The sequence below is a fragment of the Promicromonospora sp. NFX87 genome (genome assembly GCF_048564965.1).
Lineage (GTDB): Bacteria > Actinomycetota > Actinomycetes > Actinomycetales > Cellulomonadaceae > Promicromonospora.
Genome location: NZ_CP183413.1, coordinates 329,440 through 354,383 on the forward strand (window position 1 = coordinate 329,440; position 24,944 = coordinate 354,383).

Genomic DNA, 24,944 nt, shown 5'->3' on the forward strand with positions numbered 1-24,944 from the left:
ACCTCAGTGGCGTCGGCCCGTGGCGGTCGACGTGCCCCAGAGCATCCCCGCGACGCTCTGCCGCACGCCGGTCGGCACCACCTCGGCCGGCATCATGCGCGCGATCCGCCGCGCCGGCGACGCGGCTACCTTGCGGTGGACGTACGGGTAGAGGGCACGGAGCCGGTCGAACTCGGCGCGCGTCCCGGCGTCGTCGTGCCCGGGGAGGGCGTCGAGCGCGGCCCACGTGTCATCGGCCAGCGCGCGCAGCGGCGCCGGGACGGGCACGTCCCGCCAGGTGGCGGCGGCGTGGTGCAGCGTCGGGTCGATGAAGGCGTCCGCCCGGGCCACCGCCGCCGCGTCGTCCGGGTCGATCATCGGCAGGCCGAGAGCATCTGCCGCGGCGAACACCGGCTCGTCCCAGCGGCGGACCAGGTCGCCGTAGCGCACGAAGGCCCGGGGAGTCGTCCGCGTGGTGAGCTCGGTCCCGAGCATCAGGTTGATCCACCCCGACACCCGGTCGACCAGCCCGCCACCCTTGTAGAAGGCGGCCCTGCTGCCCGCCACCTCCGCGGGCGGGCGCAGCATGGTGAGGCACGCCGCCGCGGTGCCCGCCGCCACGGCGGCCTCCTGCCAGAGCTCGAAGAACCAGAGCAGCCTCGGGTCCTTGATGACGAGATTCCCGTGCTGCCGGACCTGGGCGGTGAGCCACTCCTGGATCTGGCCGCGCGCGTCGCCCTCGACGCTCGCCCGGTCGACGAGGTGCCAGGCGATGGGCCGCGCGTCCGACGTCTGGACGCCTGCCGCCCGCAGGATGCCGTTGTGGAAGTCCACCACCCACTGCGGCTCGGAGAAGCCGTGCGGGGCGGAGGTGTCCGACGCGACCTCCGGCCCCGGGACGTGCAGCCCGAACTCGCGCAGCACCCCGGTGAGCAGGCTCGTGCCGCTGCGACCGGAGCCGGTGACGTAGACGACACGGACAGGGGCGCTCACCGGCGGTCAGCCGCCAGGATCACCGGCGTGCCGTGCACCACGGGGGCCCACCCGGCCGCCTCGTCCAGTGCGTTCAGGTCGTACCCGTGCGCGCGGATCCGGTCCCCGAGGTGCTCGTTGACGACGTTGCGGTAACGGGGGAGCAGGGCGGCGTCGGTGACGTCGCGGAGCAGGTCGGCGCGGGGCGTCCCGCGCCGCGACCCGAGGTTCCCGACATGGCTCCGGACCCGTCCGGCCAGCTCCCCCCGCCCGCCGGTCCGCCACAGCTCGGCGTAGCGGTTGCTGCGCCCGGCGTCGACGGCGCCGATCGCGGCCGTGTCGACCTCGATGCCCAGGAACTCGGCCACCCGGCCGAGCTCGCGCTCGGGCTCGCGCATCAGGTGCTCGTACCGCACCACGAGCAGGTTCTGGATGTGCAGCGCGTCCTCGGCGAACACGTCGTGCGCGTGCACCCAGTGCTCGACGAGCCTGGGAAAGCCGTAGGTGAACCGCCCGCGGGTGCTCGTGGCCCACTTGCGCACGGCCAGCGCCTGCACGATCGGGTGCCGCGTCACGACGATGAAGCGGGACCTCGGGAAGATCTCCTGGAAGTAGCGCATCTTCGTCAGGTTGGGCGGCGACTTCTCGACGAGCACCGTGGCGTCGAGGTCCCAGTAGGGCGACCAGCTCGCCCAGAGCCGAGCTCCGGCGTCGGGCACGCGGCGGGCGTCCTCTTCGGTGAGGTGCGCCTGCGGGTGAAACGACCATTCGGACGTATTGCCCAGACCGCCGACATAGGTGTCCTGGATATGCTGACCTTCGTCCATCACGGCGCCCGTTCCGGTCAGTCCGGAAGCGTCCGGGCTCGCACTGATTATTCGGGCGAGAAGGGCGGTTCCGCTGCGGTGAAGGCCACCGACGAAGGTGATGCGACGGTCGTACCAGGGCGTGCTGCTCGTGCGCGTACCGGACATCGGGAAACCTAAGCTGGTCGGCTGGAATGGGGATCGCTGGTGCCCCGCAAAAATATGCGAGGAATGTGCCGCGTGCGACCCGAATCGTCCGGTCGCCGCGTCATTTACGAACTGCAGGACGGCGGCTGTCACCCCAGGATGGTGCCGCACCGTCACACGGGCATATCACGGGGGAAAAGGAAATGGCAGTGGATTTTCGCGCGGACGTCCAGGGGCTCCGGGCGGTTGCGGTCCTCGCGGTGATCGCCGACCACGTGATCGGCTGGCCGCGGGGCGGGTTCGTGGGCGTCGACGTGTTCTTCGTGATCTCCGGGTATCTCATCACCGGGCTGCTGCTGCGGGAGTACGAGCGCACCGGGACCATCTCGTTCTCCGCCTTCTACGTGCGCAGGGCCAAGCGGATCCTGCCGGCGGCGGTCCTCGTCCTGCTCGTCACGGTTTGCGCATCGGCCGCCCTGCTGGGGACCGAGCGGTTCCGGAGCGTCGTGGGCGACGCGCTCTACTCGTTCCTCTTCGTCGGCAACTGGCACTTCGCACGTGAGGGCGTCGACTACTTCCAGGAGTCGCTGCCGCCGTCCCCGCTCCAGCACTACTGGTCGCTGGGGGTCGAGGAGCAGTTCTACCTGGTCTGGCCGTGGCTCCTGCTGGGGTTGCTGATCGTCGGCGCGCGGCACCCGGGCTGGCGGCGCGGGCACGCACGCGCGGTCGCGGGGGTGGCGGTCGGCGTGCTCTGCCTGCTGTCCCTGGCCTGGGGCCTGGCCGAGACGACGGCGCAACCCACCTGGGCGTACTTCACCACGTCGTCGCGGGCCTGGGAGCTGGGCGCCGGCGCGCTCGTCGCCGTCCTGTCGACGCGGCTGGACATCCGCTCGGGGCGCGTGCGGTCGGCGCTCGCCTGGCTGGGACTGGCCGGTATCGCCGCGGCGATCCTGGTGACGCCCGAGGGCGAGGGCTTTCCGGTGCCCTGGGCACTGCTGCCCGTGCTGTCCACGGCGCTCGTGATCGCGGCGGGCGTGGGCGGTCCGGTGGCGCTCTGGCCGCTCACGCACCCCGTGGGCCAGTACCTCGGCGAGATCTCCTACAGCCTGTACCTGTGGCACTTTCCGGTGGCGGTCCTGCTGCTCGCCTTCGTGCCGCAGGGTTCGGCGGCCTACCTCGTGCTCGCGCTCGGGCTCACGTTCGTGCTGTCGGCGGCGTCGTACCGCTGGCTCGAGGCGCCCGCCCGCCGCGCCGCGTGGTTCCGGCGCCGCGGTCCTCGCGCCCGGCTCGCGCCGCGCGCGGGGTGGTACCGGTACGCGGCGGCGTGCGTCGTCGTCGTGCTGCTCGGGGCCGGGGGCTTCGCGGCGGCCAGGGCGGCCGCCCCACCCCGGCTCGCGCTGCCCGACGTCGTGCTGGCCGGCAGCACCGCCGCCGACCCGTCCGACTGCGTGGGGGCGGCCGCGCTCGACCCGCGCCACGACTGCGCGCTGAACGCGGGGACCGCCGTCGCGCCCGACCCGTCCGGTGCCTCGTACGACACCGGCGACGCCTTCGCCTGCTACTCCTACCAGGGCGAACCCATGAAGACCTGCACGTTCGGCAGCGCCGGGCCGACGGCGACCCGGGTCGCCGTGGTCGGTGACAGCCACGCCGCTCAGCTGGTGCCGATGCTGCGGCCCCAGCTCGACGCCGCCGGCTGGCGGGTCGACACCTACGTCGGCAACGGCTGCCGATGGCGCCTCGTGGAGCGCGACCCGCTGTGCCCCGGCCTGCCGAAGATCCAGGAGGCGCTCGAGCGAGGCGGGTACGACGTCGTCGTGACGACGGCCTCCCGGGCGCACGGCGAGGTGGCGCACGAGGACTACGTCGCCGCCATGGCGCCCGTCGCCCGGAGCGGCACGCAGGTGGTCGTGCTGGAGGACAACCCCGACGCCGACGCCGGCTCCACGCGCTGCGTGGCGGCGGTGTCCTTCGCCGTGGACGACGGCTGCGGCACGCCGGCCGGCCGGGCGCTCGCCGCCCCGGACCTGCTCGCCGCGGCTGCCCGCGACGTGCCGGGCGCGCACGTGGTGGACCTGACCGACCTGTACTGCGCGGCGGGCGAGTGCCCGTCGGTGATCGGCAACGTGGTGGTCTACCGCGACACCGGCGGGCACATCACCGGGACCTGGGCCAGGACCCTCGGCCCGTACGTGGTCGAGCGGATCCAGGCGGCGCTGCGGGGGTGACCGGCCCCGACCTGCGGTATCGGAGCGCTGCCCGCATGATGGTCACGACCGCGAGCCAGGGGGGCACCCGATGATGCGTCCGGAAGACGGCGCGTACCTCGCAGGGCTGCGCTCCGCTACCACCACCGTGCTGGCCGAGACCATCGGCCCGGGTCCGGTAGCGCTCCTCGACGCGCCCAACCAGCGCAACGTCGGCGACTCGCTCATCTGGGCCGGTGAGCTGGCATACCTGAGGCGCCTGGGCATCGAGATCCGGCACGTGAGCGACCTGCGCGGCTACCTCGCGGCGGACGTCCGCGCGGCCATGCCCACCGGCACCATCCTGATCCACGGCGGCGGCAACTTCGGCGACCTCTGGCTCGGGCACCAGGAGCACCGGGAACGCATAGTGCAGGACTTCCCCGGCCACAAGATCGTCCAGCTGCCCCAGTCGGTCTGGTTCCGGTCCGAGCGCCGAGCGGCCGAGGCCGACCGGATCATCGGCGCCCACCGCGACTTCACGCTCCTGGTCCGGGACACCCCGTCGCAGGCGCGCGCCGCCGAACAGCTGCCCAGCGTCCGCGCCGCGTACTGCCACGACATGGCCCTGGGCTGGGAGCCGCCGTTCTTCGACCAGCTCGCCGGCAGCACCCGGCGCATGCTCGTGCTCGCCCGCGCCGACAAGGAGAACGCCTCGGGGCTCCAGGACGTCGCCCCGGACTGGGCGCCCGGCCTGGTCGCCGACCGGACCGACTGGCGGCCCGACACCGCCGCCGACTGGCGGCACAGGGCGGCACGGCTCGTCGCGACCCTCAGCCACCAGCGCGCCCGGGTCGGCCGCCGGATGCCGCTGCCGGCACTCGGCGCCGCGAACAAGCCGGTCGCCGCGGCGCTCGCGGCGATCAACACGGTGAACATCGACAGCGGCGTGCTGCTCTTCGCGCCCGCCCGCGGCGCCGTCGTCGACCGCCTGCACGCGCACGTCATGGCCACGCTGCTGGGCATCGAGCACATCCTGCTGGACAACAGCTACGGCAAGCTGCGCGCGATCTACGACGACTACACGGGCAAGTTCAGCACCGCCCACCAGGTGTCCGGTCTCGACGAGGCACGCGAGCTCGCCACCCGGCTCTGGGGGACCTGATGCTCGCGTTCGTGACGTCGCTGCGCCACCCACACAACTCCGCGGACTACGGCCGGGTGGAGGAGCTGCTGCGGCTCACGCTCGGGTCGCTGACGGCGCAGACCAGCGACGACTACCTGGTGTTCGTGGTCGGCAACCGCGCTCCGGAGATCGAGCCGGGGCCGGCCGAGCGCGTGCGGTTCGTGCCCGTCGACTTCGCGGCCCCGGAGTCGGCGGACGGCCCGCACGCCGGCCGGTCGCAGTTCGTCCGGGACAAGGGCAGCAAGATCGGCGTCGGGCTGCTGGCCGCGCGGCCCTACGCGCCCGACCACGTGATGATCGTCGACGCCGACGACTTCGTGCACCGCGGCCTCGCGGAGTTCACCGCGCGGCGCCGCGACCACCCCGGCTGGGTGGTCGACCAGGGCTGGGTGTACTCGCGGGCCCGGTCGGTCTACCGGCGTCAGCCCGACTTCCACCGGACGTGCGGCAGCAGCTTCGTCGTCCCCTTCGAGGCGTACGGGGTACCCGACGACCTCGACGTGACCGCCACGCAGGACGAGGTCGTGGCGGGGTTCGGCGACCGGCTCGAGAACGTCATGGGCGCGCACCGGCACGCGCTCGAGTGGTACGCCCGCCACCAGGGCAGGACGCTCGAACCCCTGCCGTTCCGCGGTGCCGTCTACCACGTGGACACGGGGGAGAACCACTCCGGCAAGCGGCTGCGCGGGCTCGCCAGGCCGCTCGACCCGGAGTTCACCGCGCAGTTCGGCCTCCCGCCGGTCCGCCGGACGACCGCGGCGCTGTGGTCCGCCGTCGGCCCCCGGGCGGCGGCCGAGACGGCGCTGACGGTGGGCCGCCGGGCGCTGGGACCGGTGCTCCGTCGAGCGCTGACGGCGGGTGGACGCGCGTGACCGTCGAGGTGGTCCACTGGAACCCCCGGCGGCCGGTGGTGCCAGGGAAGCTCGGCAGGCTCGTCCCCGTCCGGCGCCGGGTCAACAACTTCGGCGACCTGATCGGCCCCGCGCTCGTCGAGCACGTCCTCGCCGCCCGCGGCATCGATCCGGCGGGCGGAGGCGCCCGCCGGCTGCTCACGGTCGGCTCGATCCTGCACCTGGCCGCGCCCGGCGACGTCGTCTGGGGGTCCGGGGTCAACGGCAAGGAGGCGTACCTGCCGCCCGGCCTGGAGCTGGACGTGCGCGCCGTCCGGGGGCCCATCACGCACCGGCTCCTGCGTGAGGCGGGCATAGCGGCCCCGCGCGTCTTCGGTGACCCGGCGCTGCTCTGGAGCCGGTTCTGGCCCCGGGAGAGCTACGCCGACGGCGAGCGGCGGGCCGTCGGGTTCGTGCCCAACCTGCACGACTGGGCGCGGCACCGCGACGACCCGCGGACGATCGCGCCGCAGGGCGACCTGCACACGATCGCCGGGCAGATCGCCCGGTGCGACCTCGTGGTCGCGACGTCCCTGCACGGCATAGTGCTCGCCGAGTCGTTCGGGATCCCCGCCCGGCTGGTCCCGCCGTCGGCCGAGCCCATGCACAAGTACCACGACTACTACGCCGGGACCGGGCGCGACGAGTTCCGCGTCGCGGCCTCGGTCGACGAGGCGGTGGAGATGGGCGGTGTCCGTCCACCCGTATGGGACGGCGACGCCTTGCTGGCCGCTTTCCCGCTCGACCTGTGGGCGTGAGCCGCTCCTCCTGCCCGCTCCTCCCGCCCGATCTCGGCGACTTTCTGGCCATTCCGGACTGTCCGCCGCTATTGTCCGAACCTGTGTCCCCAGCGCGCTGTACGACGTCGTCCGCGTCCCGGCCAGGGCCTGCCCTGCGCGGGGCAGTCACCCGTGCCGTCCTGGGCGTCGCGGTAGCCGCCTGCCTGACGGCGTGCGCGGGGCTCCTCAGCCCGGGCGCCGAGCCGATGCCCGCGCCGGGGATCGCACCCGGGGTGGTCGCCGAGGCGGTGCCCGTCCGGCTGGCGCCTGCTCCTGGACCCTCCTCGGTGGGCCCGATCAGGGGGAAGCACACCCAGGAGGCCGCGGCGGTGGACGTGCAGCCGGCGCCGAGCGGTTCGGCGTCGCGCGGCGCGGACCGGACGCCGGCTCCCGGGTCGGACGACGACGCGGGGTCGGGCGGCACCGGAGGCGGTTCCGGCGGGGGCGATGACGGAACAGGCGGTGGCGGCTCTGGCGGGGGCGCCGGCGGGGGCGCCGGCGGCGGCGCCGAACCCGACCTGACCGACGCCGTGCAGTACGCGGCGGCGCTGGAGGACGCGGTCAACGGCCATCGCACCGCCAACGGCCTGGCCGCCCTGGCGCACGACACCTGCGCCTACGACGTCGCGCTCGAGCGGGCACAGGCGCTGATCGGCAAGGAGCTGGCGCACGCGCCGCTCGAGCCGATCTTCGAGACCTGCCCCACCTCCGCCGTCGCGGAGAACCTGGCCAAGGGTGGGTGGTCACCACCCGAGGCGGCACAGGGCTGGATGGACTCGGAGGGGCACCGCGCCAACATCCTGAACGGCGACCTGACCAGGGGCGCGGTCGCCTGCGTGCCCGACGGCGGGGACCCCGCCGCGCCCGTCATGATCTGCGCCCACGTGTTCCTGCGCTGAGCCCTGGCACGGCGGCAGGAGCTCGGCGGACGAGCGGCGCGGCGCCTGGGCTCGTGTGCTCGGCTTGTGTGCTCGGGCCGCGTGGTGTCGAATTCACCCCGTGCTCCGCGCCCTGACCCGCCTCGCGATCCCGTTCCTGCTCACCACCGCACTGCTGACCGCCTGTACGACGGGGCAGTCTGGTGATCCATGGGGTGCCGAGGCGTCACCCGGTCCCTCGCCGACCTGGACGCCGTCCGGCAGCATGGACCTGGCCGACCCGGAGCAGTACGCGGCAGCCCTGGAGGAAGGCGTGAACGCGGCCCGCGCCCAGCGGGACGTGCCGCCGGTCGAGCACGACGAGTGCCTCGCCGCCGTGGCCGTCGAGCGGGCCGCGGCGCTGATCGGCGCGCCGAAGCTGGTCCACGCGCCGTTGGAGCCCGTGCAGGAGAGCTGCCCGGGTGGCGCGTTCGCCGCCGAGAACCTCAGCCGCACCGACCAGCCGCCGCAGGACGTCGTGCAGGCCTGGATCGACTCGCCGTCGCACCGGGAGAACCTCGTGGACCCCGAGCTGCTGCGCGGCGCGATCGGGTGCGTCAGGGCCGGCGGCACGACCACGATGCCCCTGCTGACGTGCTCCCACGTGTTCCTCGGTTGACCGGCAGGCTCAACTGACAGCGGGGCCTGACTCTCCCCACATCCTCCTCGATACCCGGTCGAGGTGAACTGGTGCGCCCGTTATGGTGAGCGGCGCACCCGTCCGGAACGACCGCAGGAGAAAAATGGCGCAGGCGACGACCGCCGCCGTCGAGCGACCCGACGACCCGGCTCCGGAGCCCCACAGCCCCGGGACCGACGCGGCTGCGGCCGCCTCGGGCGCCGGCCACCCGTTCCGGACGGACATCAACGGTCTCCGGGCGGTCGCCGTGCTCGCCGTCGTCGTCTTCCACGCCGGGATCACGATCCCCGGCGGCTTCACGGGCGTCGACATCTTCTACGTGATCTCCGGCTACCTGATCAGCTCGCTGCTGCTGCGCGAGGTGGACCGGTCCGGGAGCGTCGACCTCGTCGAGTTCTGGACCCGCCGCATGCGGCGCCTCGTGCCCGCGCTCGCGCTGGTCGTGACGGTCACGCTGCTGGCGAGCGTCCTGGTCCTGTCGCCGCTGGTCTGGGGGCGGCTCGCCGGGCACGCCGCGTCGGCGATGCTGTTCGTCTCCAACCTTGTCTTCCCCTACCAGGGGCAGAACTACTTCACCGACTCCGTGACCCCGAGCCCCTACCTGCACACCTGGTCGCTCGGCATCGAGGAGCAGTTCTACATCTTCTGGCCGCTGCTCATCCTGCTGGCGGTCGCCGTGGCCCGCCGGACCCGGGTGCCGGCCCGCCGCATGCTGCAGCTCCTGTTCGCCGGAACGTTCGTCGTATCGCTCGCCACCTCCGTCTGGATGACGGCGACCGTCCCCGACTGGGCGTTCTACGTGCTGCCGACCCGGGCCTGGGAGTTCGCCGGCGCCGCGCTCGTCGCGACCCTGCCCTGGGGCCGGCTCGCCGAGCTCTCCCGGCTGCGGCCGCAGGTGCTCCGGGCCCTGCTCGGCACCGCGGGGATCCTGCTGCTGGCGCTCTCGTTCGCGGTCGTGCACGAGAGCGACCCGTTCCCCGGCACCATCGCCCTGCTGCCCGTGAGCGGTGCGCTGCTGGTGCTCGCCGCGGGCAGCGTCCCCGCGGACGGGACCTGGGTGGACCGGCTGCTCGGCCTGCCGGTGCTGCAGCGGATAGGCGACGTCTCCTACTCCTGGTACCTCTGGCACTGGCCGTTCGTGGTGCTCACCACCGCGGTGGTGCAGGACGACGCGATCTGGATCAAGGTGCTCGCGACGCTCGCCGCGCTCGGCGCCGCCGTCGCCACCTACCGCTGGGTCGAGAACCCGATCCGGTTCAGCAGCGCCATGAGGTCGTGGCGCCGCACCGCCGCGGTGACCCTCGTCATCGGCCTCGCGGTCGGCACTCTCACCGTCGGCACCCGGGCGGCTACCGGAGCCGTGCTGCAGCGGGAGCCGTACGCCACCGCCGTAGCGGTCGGCGCCGAACCCGAACCGTACGGGTGCACCGAGAACACCGAGACGACGTCGGGCGTCGACGTCTGCCTGCTCGGCGACGTCGACGCGAAGACCACCGTGCTCCTGCTCGGCGACTCCCACGCCATGCAGTGGGTCTCCGCGTTCGACGCCGCGGCGACCGACGCCGGCCTGCGCCTCGCCGTCCGCTGGCGGCACGGCTGCCCCGCCGCCGAGGTCAACGTGTACCAGCCCGCCGAGCGCGGGCCGTGCGCCCCCTTCCAGGCCGAGTCCGTCGGCGTCGTCGAGGACCTGCGGCCCGACGCCGTCGTCGTCAGCCAGGCGCAGATCTACGCCGGCCGCATGGAGCACCCCGACGGCACCGACATGACCGCCGACGAGGCGAACGCCACCTGGACAGCCGCCAACGACAAGCTGTTCGCGCACCTCAAGGCCGTCACGCCGAACGTGGTAGCCGTCAAGGACAACCCCCAGCTCGACGTCGACCCGCTCGACTGCCTCACCCGGCCGCTGTCCGGGCTCGGCGACTGCGACATGTCGCGCGCCGAGGCCGAGAGCTCGAACGGCGACCTCCCCCGGATCAGCGCCGGGATCTGGAGGAAGTACGGTGTTCCCACCTGGGACGGCGTCTGGTCACAGACGTGCGACGCGAACAGCTGCGGCGTCGGCGACATCGACCACCCCGTCTACCGGGACTATCACCACCTCAGCAACGACTACGTGCTGACCCAGGTGCAGTCGGTGGAGCAGATGCTCAAGGACGCAGTCCGCGGCACGTCGGCAAGTAGCATCGGGTAACAAAATCGGGTAACGAAGGGCAACATCGGACCATGGCTCACGACCAGGCCCAGGCGCGGGGCGCCATCGACCGGTTCTTCAAGATCAGCGAACGCGGGTCCACGGCATGGACGGAGGTGCGCGGCGGGCTCGTCACCTTCTTCACGATGAGCTACATCGTCGTGCTGAACCCGCTCATCCTCGGCAACGTGCCCGACGGCACCGGCCAGTACCTGGGCGGCGGCACCTCGGGCGGCGACCTCGCCGCGATCGCCGCGGCCACCGCGCTGGTCGCCGGCGTCATGTCCATCCTCATGGGCGTGGTCGCGAACTTCCCGCTGGCGCTCGCGGCGGGGCTCGGCCTGAACGCCGTCGTCGCCTTCTCCGTGGCCGCCCTGCCGGGCATGACCTGGGCCGATGCCATGGGCATCGTGGTGCTGGAGGGCCTGGTCATCCTGATCCTGGTGGTCACGGGCTTCCGGGAGGCCGTGTTCCGGGCCGTGCCGCGTGAGCTCAAGATCGCGATCAGCGTGGGCATCGGCCTGTTCATCACGTTCATCGGCGTGTACGACGCCGGCTTCGTGCGCATCCCCGCCTCGCTGGCGACGCCCACGGAGCTCGGCATGGGCGGCTCGCTCGGTGCCTGGCCGCTGTTCGTGTTCGCGTTCGGTGTGCTGCTGGCCGCCGTCCTCATGGTGCGCAAGGTGCGCGGCGGCATCCTCATCGCGATCGCCGCCTCGACCGTGCTCGCCGTGGTCATCGAGGCCGTGGCGCAGATCGGCAGGCGCGCCGAGGACAACCCGGGCGGCTGGTCGCTCAACGTCCCGGCGCTCCCCGACTCGGTGGTGGCGCTGCCCGACTTCTCGCTCATCGGGCAGTTCTCGCTGTTCGGCTCGTTCGAGAAGATCGGCCCGATCGCCGTCATCCTGCTGGTGTTCACGCTCCTCATCGCCGACTTCTTCGACACGATGGGCACCATGGTCGCCATCGGCGGCGAGGCCGGGCTGCTCGACGAGAAGGGCAACCCGCCGCGCACCACCCAGATCCTGATCGTCGACTCGATCGCCGCGTCGGCGGGCGGTATGGGCTCGGTGTCGTCCAACACGGCGTACGTCGAGTCGGCGTCCGGCGTGGGCGACGGCGCCCGCACCGGACTCGCCGCCGTCACCACCGGTGTGGCGTTCCTGCTGACGACCTTCCTGGCGCCGCTCGTCACCGTGGTGCCGCACGAGGCCGCCACGCCCGCGCTGGTGATCGTCGGTTTCCTCATGGTCGTCCAGGTGACGGGCATCGACTGGAAGAACCTCGAGGTCGCGATCCCCGCGTTCCTCACGATGGTGCTGATGCCGTTCGCGTACTCGATCACGGTGGGCATCGGGGCGGGCGTGATCTCGTACGTGCTGCTCAAGGTCGCCGTCGGCAAGGCCCGCAAGGTGCACCCGCTGCTGTGGGTCGCGGCGGCCCTGTTCGTCGTCTACTTCCTCTTGGGCCCGATCCGCGCGGCGGTGGGCATCTAGCAAGGTCCGGTTTGAGGAAGTGGTTCGGCATGGTTCTGACGTCAGAACCATGCCGAACCACTTCCTCAAAGCGGACGTTCAGATGCGTCCCAGTTCGACGACCGCGCCCTGGCTCATGTACCGGCCGGGCCGCCAGCCATGCTTCGCCAGCACCTTGGCCACCTGCTTTCCGATCCCGCCCGCCCGGTCGTTGTCCTTGGGCTTGAACCGGAGCAGCACTACCCGGTCGGACGCGACGAGCTGGTTCTGCCGTGGCGCGTCTCGCACGAGTGCCTGCTGCGTGCTGTGCGGGCCGACGCCGTCGACCTCCACGACGAGCCACCGTCCGTCGGGCAGCCGCCAGATGAAGTCGACCCGTGCCACGATCGTGCCGTCCACCTTGATCCGGACCTGGATGTCGTCGGGTGGCACCCCGTTGTCGATCAAGGAGAGTCGGGTGGCTGACTCGGCCGGGGACTCGGCCCGCCTGTCGACGAGCGGGAAGAGGGCGTGTACGTGCGCAGCACCCGGCCGTCCGCGCAACAGGTCGTGGACAGCGGCCAGCCGGGCGGGAGTCATCGCGAGCCGCCGAGCGACGTCGTCGAGGACCGCCAGGACATTCTGACGCGGCAGCCGCAGGAGTCCCTGCGCCAGAGCGTGTTCAAGAGTTGCCACCTTCCGATCACCGATCTGGATCGTCGGAAACTCGCGGTACTGACGAACCGTGCCCGCCCGGTCCGCCCGGCCCGCCCGTGGAGACCCGTGAGGCATCGCGACCTCGGCCTGGAACTCGAAGGGCAGTCCCTGCACGCCGTGCATGACGAGCGCGCTCACGCCGACCGCCATCGCCTTGGGGCCGTGGGACAACAGCGCGAGCCACGTTCGCCAAAGTGCGGCATGGGTGAACCAGTCGTCGCGGACCCGAGCCTCCACCGGCACCGAGTCGGTGTCGTAGACGCCGCGAACCGGCCTGCGCCAGCGGTCCTGCTTGACGAGCCGGCAGCGAGTCTGGCGGGTGATGCCGAACTCGTCGCACTGGCGGCTGGTCAGCAGTCCTTGCTGCTGATACAGGGTGTGCTTCGCGGCGCTCGGGATCTCGAAGGTCTTTGGCATGCGCCGATCGCAGCAGAGGGCCGCCGCCCTCTGCCGTGGGAGATCGCGCTGATGTGGACGACAGGCCCGAGCAGCGTGCTGTGGTCGCGCTCGCCGCGTTGTTCCGGCGTCGGGAGGGTCGTCGTGCCCGTCATCGAGTCGCGGCTGCCGCCACCAACGAAAGGTCCGGCTCCACCAAGCGGTTGCGCACGGAAATGGCGCCAGCGCCGTGCGTAACTGCTTCGTGGAAGCGGACCTTCCGACGGCCGTCCGGCGTCAGGCCGCCAGGGCCTGGCGGTTCGGTTCGGGTTCTGCGTCCGGGTAGGTCACCTGGAGGTACGGGCGCGGGATGCGGTGCGAGCGGGAGAGCCGGGCGCGCACGCGCACGTGCCAGGTCCGGTACGCCCACACGGTCGCGGCGAGGGCCACCAGCAGGGTCGCCACGGCGCCGATCAGCACGGCGTACCGCGGCCCGAACGTCTCGCCGACCCAGCCCACCACCGGGGAACCGAGGGGCGTGGTGCCGAGGACCACCAGCACGTAGATCGACATGACCCGGCCGCGCAGCTCCGGGGCCACCGAGAGCTGGATCGCCGCGTTGGCCGAGGTCAGCATCGTCAGGGACGCGAAGCCGACCGGGATGCACATCAGCAGGTAGCCGAGGTAGGTCGGCATGAACGCCTGGATCCCCATGGCTGTCGCGAACGCGAATGCGGCGCCCAGCACGAGCCGCACGCGCGGCCGTTCCCGCCGGGCGGCCAGGAGCGCCCCCGCGAGCGAGCCGATCGCGAGGACCGAACCGAGGATGCCGTACTCGCTCGCGCCCCGGCCGAACTCGACGCGCGCCATCATGGCCGACGTCAGCTGGAAGTTCAGGCCGAACATGGAGACCACGCCCATGACGACCATGATCACGACGATGTCGCTCCGGCCGCGGATGTAGGCCAGGCCCTCGCGGATCTGGCCCTTGGCGCGCGAGGCGACCGGCAGGGCGTGCAGGTCGCGCATCCGGGTGAGCGAGATGATGACGGCGCCGAACGCGATGCCGTTGATGACGAACACCCAACCCGTGCCGACGACGGCGATGAGCAGGCCCGCCACGCCCGGCCCGATGAGGCGCGCGGCGTTGAAGCTCGTCGAGTTGAGGCCGACGGCGTTCGCGAGCCGCTTGGTCGGCACGAGCTGGGCGACGAAGGTCTGCCGGACGGGGCCGTCGATCGCGCTCACGACGCCCAGCAGGGTCGCGAACACGTAGACGTGCCAGAGCTCGGCCGCGCCGGACAGCACCAGCGCACCGAGCCCGAGGCCCAGCACGCCCATGCCCCCCTGCGTGAGCATCAGGAGCTTGCGGCGGTCGACGCGGTCGGCGAGCAGGCCGGCCCACGCGGACAGGAAGATGTGCGGGATGAACTGCAGTGCGGTGACGATGCCGACGGCGACACCGGAGTTGTTGGTGAGGACGGTCAGCACGACCCAGTCCTGCGCCACGCGCTGCATCCAGGTGCCGATGTTGGCGACGAGAGCGCTGGCGAACCAAAGGCGGTAGTTGCGGTACTTCAGGCTGGCGAAAGTTGCGCTCATCGAGCGGCGATCCGGATCAGGAGCTCGCTGGCTCCTGCAAGGATCTCTCTCTCCTCTCCGGTCAGGGTGGACAGCTGTTTGGTGAGCCAGGCGTCACGACGACGCCGGGTCTCGGCGACCTCCCGCGAGCCCGCGGCGGTGAGCCGGACGACCACCTGCCGGCGGTCCGTCGCGTGCTCCACCTTCTCGACGAGACCGAGCTCCGCGAGCGTGTTCACGGCTCGGGTCATCGACGGCGGCCGGACGCGCTCGTGCTCGGCGAGGGAACCAGGGGACATCTCGCCGTGCTTGTGCAGCACCGTGAGGATGCCGAACTGGCCCTCGGGGAGGTCGGCCTCGCCGCGCTCCGCACGCAGGCGGCGGGAGACGCGGGTCAGGGCGACGCGAAGGTCGCCCCCGACCGTGGCCGGGCTTCGGCTGGATCTGCGGGAGCTCGACACCGCACCAGTCTAGATCATTAGCCTTGCTAACGGTACGTGGGTGTGGTCACAGCGAGACAGGTCCGCGAAGTAGAGCGCCTGTCCGAGTCTCCCGGCGACAACCGGGGAGACTCGGACAGGCGCTCTACTTCGCGGACCTGCCGAGGGTCAGAGCGCGCGGTGCGTCTGCGCGAACTGAGCGGGACCCGGCTGCCGGTCCTGCTGGACGTTCTCGAACCGCTGGCCCTGCTCGCTGTGCGCCTTGAGCCGGTTCTCGAACTCGGCCTGGGTGCGCAGCTCGTCCTCGGTGGGCCAGAGGCCGATGCCGAGGATGAGCAGGAACGTCACGACGCTCACCGCCATGACGAGCGGCACGAGCAGCTGCATCGTCGAGGCGCCGGCGGGGACGTTGTTGATCGGGTTGATCACGGAGACCCCGGCCATCCCGGTGTAGTGCATGCCGGTCACGGCAAGCCCCATCACCAGGGTGGCCACGATCGTGGCGAGCGTGCCGCGGATGTGCACCGTGCACCACAGTGCCGCGGTGGCCGCGACGACGGCGATGACGATCGAGGCGATGACGTAGACCGGGTTGTAGACGACCTCCGCCGACATCTCCATCGCTTCCATGCCCATGTAGTGCATGGCTGCGACGCCGGCGCCCGCGAGGGCGCCACCGACGAGCATCGCCGGCAGCTTGCGCTTGCCCAGCTCCGTGATGAAGAGGCCCGCGCCCACGACGACGATGGCGATCGCCGCGCTCAGGAGGGTCTCAGGAATGTTGTATCTGATGGTCACGCCGGATGCGGAAAACCCCAGCATGGCGACGAAGTGCATCACCCAGATGCCGGTACCGCCCAGGGCTATGGCGCCGAACACGAGCCACGCCGCGCGCGTGCCGCCCGATGCTGCTCGGGCGCGAGACGTGCACGCAAGGCCCGTCGCTGCGCCGGTACACGAGATCGCGTACGCCAGCAGCGGCGTCACGATCCCGAAGGTGAAGTGGTCGATCACTGGCATGGTGTTGAACAGCCCCTCGAATGGTTCCCTAGGATGCCGAAACGTTACAGAGTCCCCACGGCTCGGACAATAGGCTGAACTCCCCGTCCAAGGGATATTGCGGACGTGATCGCGCTGGTCAGACTGTTTCGACGACGTAGTCGACGCAGGCCGTGAGCGCCGCGACGTCGTCCGGGTCGACCGCTGGGAACATGCCGACCCGGAGCTGGTTACGCCCCAGCTTGCGGTACGCGAAGACGTCCTGCACGCCGTTGGCGGCCAGCTCGGAGATCACCCGTCCCGCGTCGATCTCCTCGGCGAGGTCGATGGTGCCGACCACCGCGGACCGCTCCTCGGGGCGCGCGACGAACGGCGTCGCCCACTCCCGCGACCTGGCCCAGGAGTAAAGGATCTCGGCGGAGGTCGCGCAGCGCTTCGCGGACCACTCGAGCCCGCCCTGGTCGATCAGCCACTCGACCTGGTCGGCCAGGAGCAGCAGCGTCGCGACGGCGGGCGTGTTGAGCGTCTGGTCCTGGCGCGAGTTCTCGATCGCGGTCGTGAGCGACAGGATCTCCGGCACCCAGCGGCCCGAGCCCTCGACGCGTGCGGCCCGCTCGACCGCCGCGGGGGACAGGACGGCGAGCCACAGGCCGCCGTCCGCGGCGAAGGCCTTCTGCGGGGCGAAGTAGTAGGCGTCGGTCTGGCTCAGGTCGACGGGCAGGGCCCCGGCCCCGGACGTCGCGTCGGTGAGCACGACGGCGCCGTCCGGCCCGGACGGGCGCAGCACCGGCGCCATCGCGCCCGTGGAGGTCTCGTTGTGCGGGGTGGCGTAGGTGTCGACGTCGGCGGCGGGCTCGAGGTAGGCGACGGCGCCGGGCTCCGCCGAGATCACCTGGGAGGGCTCGAGGAACGGGGCGCGCGACGTCGCCGCGGCGAACTTGCCGCCGAACTCGCCGAACGCTGCGTGCTGCACCTTGCGCTCCACGAGGCACAGGGTGGCGACGTCCCAGAACGCGGTGGCGCCGCCGTTGCCCAGCACCACCTCGTAGCCGTCGGGCGCGCCGAGCAGCTCCGTGACACCCTCACGAATGCGGTGCACCAGGTTCTTCACGGGCGTCCGCCGGTGTGACGTGCCGAGAACGTGCGCGTTCGCCACGAGATGATCCACCTGACCCGGGCGCACCTTGGAGGGGCCGGAGCCGAATCGGCCGTCGGCGGGCAGCAGGTGTGGCGGGATTGTCAGTGGCACAGAACTAGACTAGAACCTGGGCCGACGCCCGGGCCGCACGTGTCCAGGGCGACTGGGCGGCTGTGCGCATGACGGGAGCTGACGTGACGGATCTGATCGACACCACCGAGATGTATCTCAAGACGATCTACGAGCTCGACGAGGAGGGCATCACGCCCTTGCGCGCGCGCATCGCGGAACGGCTGGGGCACTCAGGCCCGACGGTGTCGCAGACCGTCGCACGTATGGAGCGCGACGGCCTCGTGATCGTGACGGGCGACCGGCACCTCGAGCTCACCGAGCTGGGCCACGACAAGGCGATGCGCGTGATGCGCAAGCACCGCCTCGCGGAGCGGCTGCTGACCGACGTCATCAAGCTCGACTGGGAGCACGTGCACGTCGAGGCCTGTCGCTGGGAGCACGTGATGAGCGACCTGGTGGAGAAGCGCCTCGTGGGCCTGCTCGACCACCCGCACCACGACCCGTACGGCAACCCGATCCCCGGCCTCTCGGAGCTCGGCGAGGAGTACACCGACGTACCGTTCCTGACCGGCGTGATCTCGCTGCCGTCCGCGTTCGAGGCGGCGGCGAAGAAGGGCGTCAAGGGCGAGCCGCTCGCGGCGTCGCTCACCCGTATCGCGGAGCCGCTGCAGACGGACATCGAGCTGCTCGCTCGCCTGTCCGAGGCCGGCCTGGTGCCCGGCTCCCGCATCACCGCGGAGCACAGCGGCGGGACCTACACGGTGGCCGTCGACGGCGCGGGTACGGCGCTCGAGCTCGGCGAGGACGTGGCCCGCCACCTCTTCGTCGCGACGGCCTGAGACAGGCCTCGCGGGGCCTTCGGCTGGCCGGTCTGCCGTCCGGTCGCTCCCCAGCCGCCGTCCAGTTTGTCGGAAAAGCGAAAACCCTCTCGCGACACGCTCTGGCAGTCGTTGCCGGAACGTGACATCGAGGGTGAGGTCCGGTACGTTCGGACCGCTCCCACGGAGTTATTCGTGGGGGTCCTCGGACGGACGCCGAACTCTGTCACCGGCCGGGGCCCCAAGACGACCGCATGACAGAGGCGGGGGACCCACCAACGGGCGCCAGGGCGCGTCCTCGGGGTGAAGCCGGGTATTCCTTCGGGATGCTCGGCCGGGTGATTTCTCCCACCCGAACCCGACAGCTGACCTCGAAGGCGTTCAAGGAGAGGTACTACGTGACTGCACGTACGACTCGCGCTCGCCATCGGGCTGCGCGACGACCAGTGACTCCGTTCACCGAACTTGCTCAGAACGCCGCAGTAGGCCGCCGCACCGCGGTCGCAGCCGCTGGTGGCGCGCTCCTCGTCTCGACCTTCGGTGGCGCGCTGGTCGCCCAGGCTGCTCCGGTGGAGACCGGCCACGCGAAGATGAACTCGGTCGACCTCAACGCGCTGGCGACGCAGGCCCGTGAGGCGCTCTCCAACGCACCCGTCGTGTCGGTGGCACCCGACGCAGAGCTCAACGTCGAGAAGTCCGCGGTCTCCGTGGTCTCCGCCGCCGAGAACGAGGACTACCAGGCGGAGCTCGCCGCGAACGAGGCGGAGGAGGCAGCCGAGGCTGCCGCCGCCGAGGCTGCTGAGGCCGCCGAGGCAGCCGCCAGCACCGTCTCCAGCTCGGTCGACATCCCCGCGTCGGCGATCGGCAACTCCGTGATCTCGATCGCGAGCCGCTACATCGGCGTGCCGTACGTCTCCGGTGGCGCCAGCCCGAGCGGCATGGACTGCTCCGGCTTCACGCAGTACGTCTTCGGGCAGCTCGGTATCAGCCTGCCCCACTCGTCGTCGGCCCAGGCCGGTTACGGCACCCAGGTGCCGGCGTCCGAGGCTCAGCCGGGCGACCTGATGTGGACCCCCGGGCACGTCTCGATCTACGCCGGTGGCAACACGATGATCGACGCGTCCAAGCCGGGCACCGTCGTCGACTTCCGCACCATCTGGCAGTCGAACCCCACGTTCATCCGCCTGGGCTGATCCCAGCCACGTAGTACCGCAAGCATAGATTCGCGAAGTAGAGCGCCTGTCCGAAATTCCCTGGTGTCGCCAGGGAGACCCGGACAGGCGCTCTACTTCGCGAATCTTTGTTTTGCCACCGGTCACCCATAACGCGCGCACCGCCGGTAGCGTTGGACTGCAATGGTGCTTGGGCGAAGAGAGGTCTTGCGATGACGCGATCCGAGGTCGTACTGGTCGGGGTGGACGGATCGGCCGCGAGCCTGCACGCGCTGGACTGGGCCACCGCCTACGCGCACCGCGTGGGCTGGGCGCTGCACATCGTCTGCAGCTATTCGCTGCCGTCCTTCACGGCCGCGTCGCTCGACGGCGGATACGCCGCCCTCGACGACACGACCATCCAGGAGGGCGCCAAGTCGGTCCTCGCCGAGGCGGAGGCGCGCGTGGCCGACGCCGGCGTGCGCGCCACGACCGAGGTCGCGACCGGCGACGCGGCGGGCGTGCTCGTGGAGCTGTCCGGCGATTACGGGCTGGCCGTCGTCGGCACGCGCGGCCGGGGCGGGTTCACGGAGCGGCTGCTGGGCACGGTGTCGTCCGCACTGCCCGCGCACGCGCGGTGCCCGGTCGTCGTGGTCCCGCTGCGCGCCGAGGCGAACCGGGGCGTCTCCTGGAGCCAGCCCGGCTCCGGGCCGGGAGCGGACGCCGAGACGAGCACGACGGCAGCGGCAGCCGAGATCCGGGAGGTGCGCCGCATCGTCGTCGGTGTGGACGGGTCGCCGCAGGCCGAGCGGGCGCTGCAGCACGCGATCCTCCAGGCGAACGCGTGGGGCGCGGAGCTGACCGCCGTCACCGGCGTGCCCGTGGGGAACAGCGGGATGCTCGCGTGGCTGCCGTCGAACATCGACCGGGAGCAGGTGCTCGCCGACATCGGGGCCGGCATGGACGTCCTGGTCGACAAGTACGAGGCGCAGAACCCCGGCCTGCGGATCCGGCGGATCGTGCTGGACGGTACCGGCGCGGAGCTGCTGACGGAGTTCTCGACGGCGTCGGACCTGGTGGTCCTGGGGTCGCGCGGGCGGGGTGGGTTCCGCGGGCTGCTGCTGGGCTCCACGAGCCAGGCGGTGCTGCACCACGCGGCGTGCCCCGTGCTCGTGGTCAACAAGCACTGCACGGACTGACGCCCGACCGTTGGTCGAGCTTGTCGAGACCGGTCTCGACAAGCTCGACCAACGCTGGAGCGGGTCCTACTTGGTCGCGGCCTCGGCGGCGGCCAGGAGGACGCAGGTCGCCACGCCGTCCATCGCCGTGCGCACCTCGTCCAGCGGGGGCATCGACGGCGCGAGGCGCACGTTCTTGTTCTCCGGGTCCTTGCCGTACGGGTGGGTGGCGCCCGCAGGCGTCAGCGCGATCCCCGCCTCCTTGGCGAGCTGCACCACGCGGGACGCGGTACCCGGAGCGACGTCGAGCGACACGAAGTAGCCGCCCTTGGGCTCCGTCCACGACGCGATGCCGGACCCGCCCAGACGCTCGTTCAGGATCTGCGCCACCGCCTCGAACTTGGGCGCCAGGATCTCGCGGTGCTTGCGCATGTGCTCGCGCACGCCGTCGGCCGAGCCGAAGAACAGCGCGTGCCGCAGGTGGTTGATCTTGTCCGGGCCGATCGAGGCCGCCGACAGGTGCTTCTTGTACCAGGCGATGTTGGCCGGCGAGCTGGCGAGGAAGGAGACGCCCGCGCCGGCGAACGTGACCTTGGACGTCGAGGCGAACATGATCACGCGGTCCGGGTTGCCGGCCTCCGCGGCCAGCGCGATGGCGTTCGGGCTGGTCACCTCGTCGTCGGTCAGGTGGTGCACCGCGTACGCGTTGTCCCACATGATGCGGAAGTCCGGCGCCGCGGCGGGCATCGAGACCAGCGCGCGGGCGACGTCGTCGGTGATGACCGCGCCGTCCGGGTTCGAGTAGGTGGGGACAACCCACATGCCCTTGATGGTGGGGTCCTCGGCGACGAGCGCGGCCACGGCCTCGGCGTCGGGCCCGTCCGGCGTCATCGGCACGGAGATCATCTCGATGCCGAGCGCCTCGCAGATCGTGAAGTGCCGGTCGTAGCCCGGCACCGAGCAGATCCAGCGCACCTTCTCCTCGCGGGCCCACGGCTTCGGGGACTCGGGGAACCCGAACAGCTCGGCGTACGCGACGACGTCGTGCATGGTCGTGAGCGAGGCGTTACCCCCGGCGAGGAGCTGCTCGACCGGCACGTCCAGCAGCTCGGCGAAGATGCGCCGGATCGGGAGCCCGCCGTCGAGCCCGCCGTAGTTGCGGGCATCGGTGCCCGTGTCGTCGGCGTGCACGCCGACGCCGGGCAGGGCCAGCATCGGCTCGGCGAGATCGAGCTGCTCGGCCGACGGCTTGCCACGCGTGAGATCCAGCTTCAGGCCCTTGGCCTGAAGCTCGGCGTAGGCCTGCTGGATCTCGGGGAGCGCCGGGAGCATGACGGTGGGGGACGACGTCGTAGTGGTCACCTCCCGGAGCCTACGCTCAGCCGGCGGTCGGTGACAGTTCGGAGCGTTCGCCCTTGCCGTCCGCGGCGTCCTTGTCCTCGACAGCGTCGGCCGTACCCTCGGTCGGGGAGGCGGGCGGGTCGGTCTCCGGCGCGGCGTCCTCGGTCTCCGCCGGAGCATCCTTCGTCTCCGCCGCGGTGTCAGCGACGTCCGGGACCGGATCCGCGACGGGGTCGGCACCAGCGGCCTCGCCCAGGTCCTCGCTCGGCTCCTCGTCGGAGGTGCCGTCCGTCGCGTCGCCTGTCGCGTCGTCCGCCGGCTCGTCCGTTGCCGGGGTCGTTGCCGTGTCCGCAGCCTCATCAGCCGCTGCGTTCGCCATCTCGTTGGCGGCGGCCGCGGAGTGCTCGCCGCGGAGCGCGACCAGCGACTCCTCGAGGATGTCGAGCGCCATCTCCAGCTCGGGCTGGACTATCGACAGCGGCGGTGACAGGCGGACCGTCTCGGTACGCGCGTCCTTGGCGAGGACGCCGCGTTCCAGCAGCGCCTCACAGAGCTCGCGCCCGGTGCCGAGCGCGGGGTCGAGGTCGATGCCTGCCCACAGCCCGATGGTGCGGGCCTCGGCCAGCAGGCCGCGTTCGACGAGTGCCTCGAGTCGTTCGGTGAGCACCTTGCCCGACGCCGCCGCGCGCGCCTGGTACTGACCCGTCGAGAGCAGGTCGAGCGCCGCGATGCCGACGGCGCACGCGAGCGGGTTGCCGCCGAACGTCGAACCGTGCGTGCCAGGGGTCAGGACGCCGAGGATCTCCGGCTTGCCGACCACCGCCGAGACCGGGATGATCCCGCCGCCCAGCGCCTTGCCCAGGCAGACCAGGTCGGGCTGCACGTCCCAGAGCTCACAGGCCAGGGTGGTGCCGGTGCGGCCGAGCCCCGACTGGACCTCGTCGGCGACCAGGGCGATGTCCTGCTTGGCGGTGAGCTCCCGCAGGCCGGGCCAGAACTCGTCCGGCGGCACCACGACGCCGGCCTCGCCCTGCACCGGCTCCATCAGGACGGCCACCGTGGTGTCGTCGACGGCGGCGGCCACGGCGTCCAGGTCGCCGAACGGAACCCGCCGGAACCCCGGGGCGAAGGGTCCGAACCCGGCGCGCGCGGTCGGGTTGTCGGAGAGGCCGACGAGGGTGGAGGTGCGGCCGTGGAAGTTGCCGGCGGCGACGACTACCGTCGCTTCGTCCTCCGGCACCCCGCGCACGTCATGACCCCACTTGCGGACCGCCTTGACCGCGGTCTCGACAGCTTCCGCGCCGGTGTTCATCGGCACCACGAGGCTGTCCTCGCCGCCGGTCGTCAGCACCCCCACCACCTCGACGAGCCGCTGGGCGAACTCCTCGAGCCGGTCGTGGTCGAACGCACGGGACGTGAGCGTGACCTGGCGCAGCTGCGTCATCGCCGCGGCCACGAGGCCTTGGTGCAGGTGCCCGAAGTTCAGCGCCGAGTACCCCGACAAGAAGTCGAGGAACTCGTTGCCGTCCGTGTCCCATACGTGCGTACCGTGCGCCCGCGCGACAGTGATCGGCAGTGGGTCGTACGTCGGGGCGAGTGCGCCGTGGGTCGTGTCCGCCATGACCCGCAGCCTAGGGCTGGTCCCGCCATCCCGCCGAGCAGATGCGTATATGGGCTGCCCAGCCATGCCTACTTCTGCTCGATGACCCGGGGGAAGCGCTCCGGAGGTGCGCCGAACGCGACGCGGGACTGGGCGATCACGGTGTGGCCGAGGGCGCGTGCGCCGACCCAGCCGACTATCGCGCCCACGCCGAACGGCAGGATGCGACCCAGCAGCAGGCTGCCCTGCTTGGCGATCTGCTTCTGGATGAACCGGTGCGTGAGCGCCTTGTTCACCTTGTGCAGCGTGGTGCGCGGCATGCTCGTGAGCAGCACCTTGCCCCAGGCGACGCCCGAACCGCCGATGGCGTTCTCGACGTCCTGTGCACCCTGGTCACCGAGCACCGTGGCCAGCAGCAGCGCCCGGCGGCGCGGGACGTCCTGGACCTCGATGCCGTGCACGTCCGCCACCGCGAGGGAGAACGCGGCCGACGAGGCGAAGAACGTCGCGACGTCGCTCGTGGACAGGGCGACGCTCGCGGCGGTGCCGACGGCCGGGATCGCCGCGGCCGCTCCGACCGCGGTGCCCGTCGTCTGGATCACCCGCATGTACTCCTTCTCCAGGAGCTTGATGACCTCGGCCGGGCTGGCGTCGGGGTTGCGCGCCCGCACCTTGTCCACATGCTTGTGGATGCTCGCGGACGGGATCGTCACCGCCTTGTCGACCAGGTGGTCGAGCGGGCTGTCGGGCTTGTAGTGGACCCAGTCCGCGGGTGTGACCTCGACGCCGTGGTCCGGCTTCAGTACCGCGTCGCCGGGAGCCGGCTGGTTGGCGGACTCCGGTGCCGTCAGCTTCTGCTTGTCGTCGACCATGTTCAGCCCTCCGTCGGCTGCTCGAACTGCGCGTTCGGGATCTCGGCGCCCGCCTTGAGCGTGCGGCCCACCGTGCAGGCCTTGTCGATCGACCGCTGCGCGATGGTGAGGAGCTTCGCGCGGTCCTCGTCGTCGAGCATGGACAGGTCGATCTCGAACTTCTCGGTGAGCACCGGGTAGCGGTCCTCGGCCATGTCCTTCGGGTCCTCGACCCGGATGGTGGTCTTGTAGTCGTCGCCGAGCCGGCGCGCGAACGCCCTGTCGCTGCTCATCCCGGCGCACGCCGCGAGGGCGACCTTCATCAGCTCACCCGGCGTGAACACGGCCCCGGCCTCGGCCGGACCGATCTCGACGCGCGCACCGCGGGCCGAGAAGCCCGTGTAGGTGCGGATGCCGTTGCGCTCCACCCACAGCGGGTCCGTGGGCGAGGGGGTCACGGCGTCTGCGGCGCTCGTGGCGCTCGAGGTGGTGATCTGCTCCGTCATGAGGATCATCCTTCCACTGGTCACCGA

At 71.6% G+C, this 24,944-nt stretch carries 22 protein-coding genes and 1 riboswitch; of the genes, 11 read left to right on the forward strand and 11 right to left on the reverse strand.

Translation table 11 applies throughout. The features are described from left to right. Window positions 1-3: 3 nt before the first annotated feature. Together ACNYC2_RS01590 and ACNYC2_RS01595 are read right to left on the reverse strand one after the other, a co-directional pair. A complete protein-coding gene (locus tag ACNYC2_RS01590) occupies window positions 4-972 on the reverse strand; it encodes a sulfotransferase family protein (RefSeq protein WP_419705373.1) in 969 nt (322 codons plus the stop codon). Next, window positions 969-1,925 (reverse strand): sulfotransferase family protein, encoded by a 957-nt coding sequence (locus tag ACNYC2_RS01595; protein WP_419705374.1) that lies wholly within the window; start codon window positions 1,923-1,925, stop codon window positions 969-971. The genes ACNYC2_RS01590 and ACNYC2_RS01595 overlap by 4 nt, the downstream gene beginning before the upstream one ends. A gap of 188 nt (window positions 1,926-2,113) precedes the next feature. On the opposite strand from ACNYC2_RS01595, the gene ACNYC2_RS01600 reads away from it, so the two are divergent. The 8 genes from ACNYC2_RS01600 to ACNYC2_RS01635 all read left to right on the forward strand — a co-directional run bounded on the left by ACNYC2_RS01600 (window position 2,114) and on the right by ACNYC2_RS01635 (window position 12,192). Further along, the gene (locus ACNYC2_RS01600) at window positions 2,114-4,132 is read left to right on the forward strand and encodes an acyltransferase family protein (RefSeq protein ID WP_419705375.1); all 2,019 of its coding nucleotides are present in this window, start codon (window positions 2,114-2,116) and stop codon (window positions 4,130-4,132) included. A gap of 70 nt (window positions 4,133-4,202) precedes the next feature. After that, complete coding sequence (locus ACNYC2_RS01605; RefSeq protein WP_419705376.1) at window positions 4,203-5,255, forward strand: polysaccharide pyruvyl transferase family protein; 1,053 nt, start codon at window positions 4,203-4,205, stop codon at window positions 5,253-5,255. Then, complete coding sequence (locus ACNYC2_RS01610) at window positions 5,255-6,148, forward strand: glycosyltransferase family A protein (RefSeq protein WP_419705377.1); 894 nt, start codon at window positions 5,255-5,257, stop codon at window positions 6,146-6,148. Before ACNYC2_RS01605 ends, ACNYC2_RS01610 begins: the two co-directional genes overlap by 1 nt. Next, the gene (locus ACNYC2_RS01615; protein ID WP_419705378.1) at window positions 6,145-6,924 is read left to right on the forward strand and encodes a polysaccharide pyruvyl transferase family protein; all 780 of its coding nucleotides are present in this window, start codon (window positions 6,145-6,147) and stop codon (window positions 6,922-6,924) included. Before ACNYC2_RS01610 ends, ACNYC2_RS01615 begins: the two co-directional genes overlap by 4 nt. Before the next feature lie 83 nt (window positions 6,925-7,007). After that, the gene (locus tag ACNYC2_RS01620) at window positions 7,008-7,844 is read left to right on the forward strand and encodes a CAP domain-containing protein (RefSeq protein ID WP_419705379.1); all 837 of its coding nucleotides are present in this window, start codon (window positions 7,008-7,010) and stop codon (window positions 7,842-7,844) included. Window positions 7,845-7,944: 100 nt separating this feature from the next. Then, on the forward strand, window positions 7,945-8,481 hold the full coding sequence (locus tag ACNYC2_RS01625; RefSeq protein ID WP_419705380.1) for a CAP domain-containing protein: 537 nt from the start codon (window positions 7,945-7,947) through the stop codon (window positions 8,479-8,481). A 124-nt stretch (window positions 8,482-8,605) separates the two neighbouring features. Continuing rightward, complete coding sequence (locus ACNYC2_RS01630; RefSeq protein ID WP_419705381.1) at window positions 8,606-10,696, forward strand: acyltransferase family protein; 2,091 nt, start codon at window positions 8,606-8,608, stop codon at window positions 10,694-10,696. A 32-nt stretch (window positions 10,697-10,728) separates the two neighbouring features. Then, entirely contained in the window at window positions 10,729-12,192 is a 1,464-nt protein-coding gene (locus tag ACNYC2_RS01635) for an NCS2 family permease (protein WP_419705382.1), read from the forward strand. A gap of 78 nt (window positions 12,193-12,270) precedes the next feature. Here the strand turns inward: ACNYC2_RS01635 and ACNYC2_RS01640 are convergent, their stop codons facing one another. From ACNYC2_RS01640 to serC, 5 genes are all read right to left on the reverse strand, one after another. Then, window positions 12,271-13,284 carry a hypothetical protein gene (locus ACNYC2_RS01640; protein ID WP_419705383.1) on the reverse strand — a complete coding sequence of 338 codons (1,014 nt, stop codon included), beginning with the start codon at window positions 13,282-13,284 and terminating at the stop codon, window positions 12,271-12,273. A 255-nt stretch (window positions 13,285-13,539) separates the two neighbouring features. Next, window positions 13,540-14,844 (reverse strand): MFS transporter, encoded by a 1,305-nt coding sequence (locus tag ACNYC2_RS01645; protein WP_419705384.1) that lies wholly within the window; start codon window positions 14,842-14,844, stop codon window positions 13,540-13,542. After that, entirely contained in the window at window positions 14,841-15,284 is a 444-nt protein-coding gene (locus tag ACNYC2_RS01650) for a MarR family winged helix-turn-helix transcriptional regulator (protein WP_419705385.1), read from the reverse strand. The genes ACNYC2_RS01645 and ACNYC2_RS01650 overlap by 4 nt, the downstream gene beginning before the upstream one ends. Window positions 15,285-15,431: 147 nt before the next feature. Further along, complete coding sequence (locus ACNYC2_RS01655; RefSeq protein ID WP_419705386.1) at window positions 15,432-16,283, reverse strand: MHYT domain-containing protein; 852 nt, start codon at window positions 16,281-16,283, stop codon at window positions 15,432-15,434. A gap of 118 nt (window positions 16,284-16,401) precedes the next feature. Beyond that, window positions 16,402-17,505 carry a phosphoserine transaminase gene (serC, locus tag ACNYC2_RS01660; protein WP_419707753.1) on the reverse strand — a complete coding sequence of 368 codons (1,104 nt, stop codon included), beginning with the start codon at window positions 17,503-17,505 and terminating at the stop codon, window positions 16,402-16,404. Window positions 17,506-17,594: 89 nt separating this feature from the next. Between serC and ACNYC2_RS01665 the strand changes: the two genes are divergently transcribed. The 3 genes from ACNYC2_RS01665 (at window position 17,595) to ACNYC2_RS01675 (ending at window position 20,640) form a co-directional block, all read left to right on the forward strand. Then, entirely contained in the window at window positions 17,595-18,311 is a 717-nt protein-coding gene (locus tag ACNYC2_RS01665) for a metal-dependent transcriptional regulator (protein ID WP_377140515.1), read from the forward strand. Window positions 18,312-18,494: 183 nt separating this feature from the next. Beyond that, a riboswitch (cyclic di-AMP (ydaO/yuaA leader) is annotated at window positions 18,495-18,686 on the forward strand. A 50-nt stretch (window positions 18,687-18,736) separates the two neighbouring features. After that, window positions 18,737-19,483 carry a C40 family peptidase gene (locus ACNYC2_RS01670; RefSeq protein ID WP_419705387.1) on the forward strand — a complete coding sequence of 249 codons (747 nt, stop codon included), beginning with the start codon at window positions 18,737-18,739 and terminating at the stop codon, window positions 19,481-19,483. A gap of 191 nt (window positions 19,484-19,674) precedes the next feature. Next, complete coding sequence (locus ACNYC2_RS01675; protein WP_419705388.1) at window positions 19,675-20,640, forward strand: universal stress protein; 966 nt, start codon at window positions 19,675-19,677, stop codon at window positions 20,638-20,640. A 66-nt stretch (window positions 20,641-20,706) separates the two neighbouring features. On the opposite strand, the gene ACNYC2_RS01680 is transcribed toward ACNYC2_RS01675, so the two are convergent. The 4 genes from ACNYC2_RS01680 to ACNYC2_RS01695 form a co-directional block, all read right to left on the reverse strand. Next, on the reverse strand, window positions 20,707-21,951 hold the full coding sequence (locus ACNYC2_RS01680; protein ID WP_419707754.1) for an aminotransferase class I/II-fold pyridoxal phosphate-dependent enzyme: 1,245 nt from the start codon (window positions 21,949-21,951) through the stop codon (window positions 20,707-20,709). A gap of 46 nt (window positions 21,952-21,997) precedes the next feature. Beyond that, window positions 21,998-23,581 carry an ornithine--oxo-acid transaminase gene (rocD, locus tag ACNYC2_RS01685; protein WP_419705389.1) on the reverse strand — a complete coding sequence of 528 codons (1,584 nt, stop codon included), beginning with the start codon at window positions 23,579-23,581 and terminating at the stop codon, window positions 21,998-22,000. A 68-nt stretch (window positions 23,582-23,649) separates the two neighbouring features. After that, the gene (locus ACNYC2_RS01690; RefSeq protein ID WP_419705390.1) at window positions 23,650-24,432 is read right to left on the reverse strand and encodes a hypothetical protein; all 783 of its coding nucleotides are present in this window, start codon (window positions 24,430-24,432) and stop codon (window positions 23,650-23,652) included. Between the two features lie 2 nt (window positions 24,433-24,434). Further along, on the reverse strand, window positions 24,435-24,917 hold the full coding sequence (locus ACNYC2_RS01695; protein ID WP_419705391.1) for an OsmC family protein: 483 nt from the start codon (window positions 24,915-24,917) through the stop codon (window positions 24,435-24,437). Window positions 24,918-24,944: the final 27 nt, after the last annotated feature.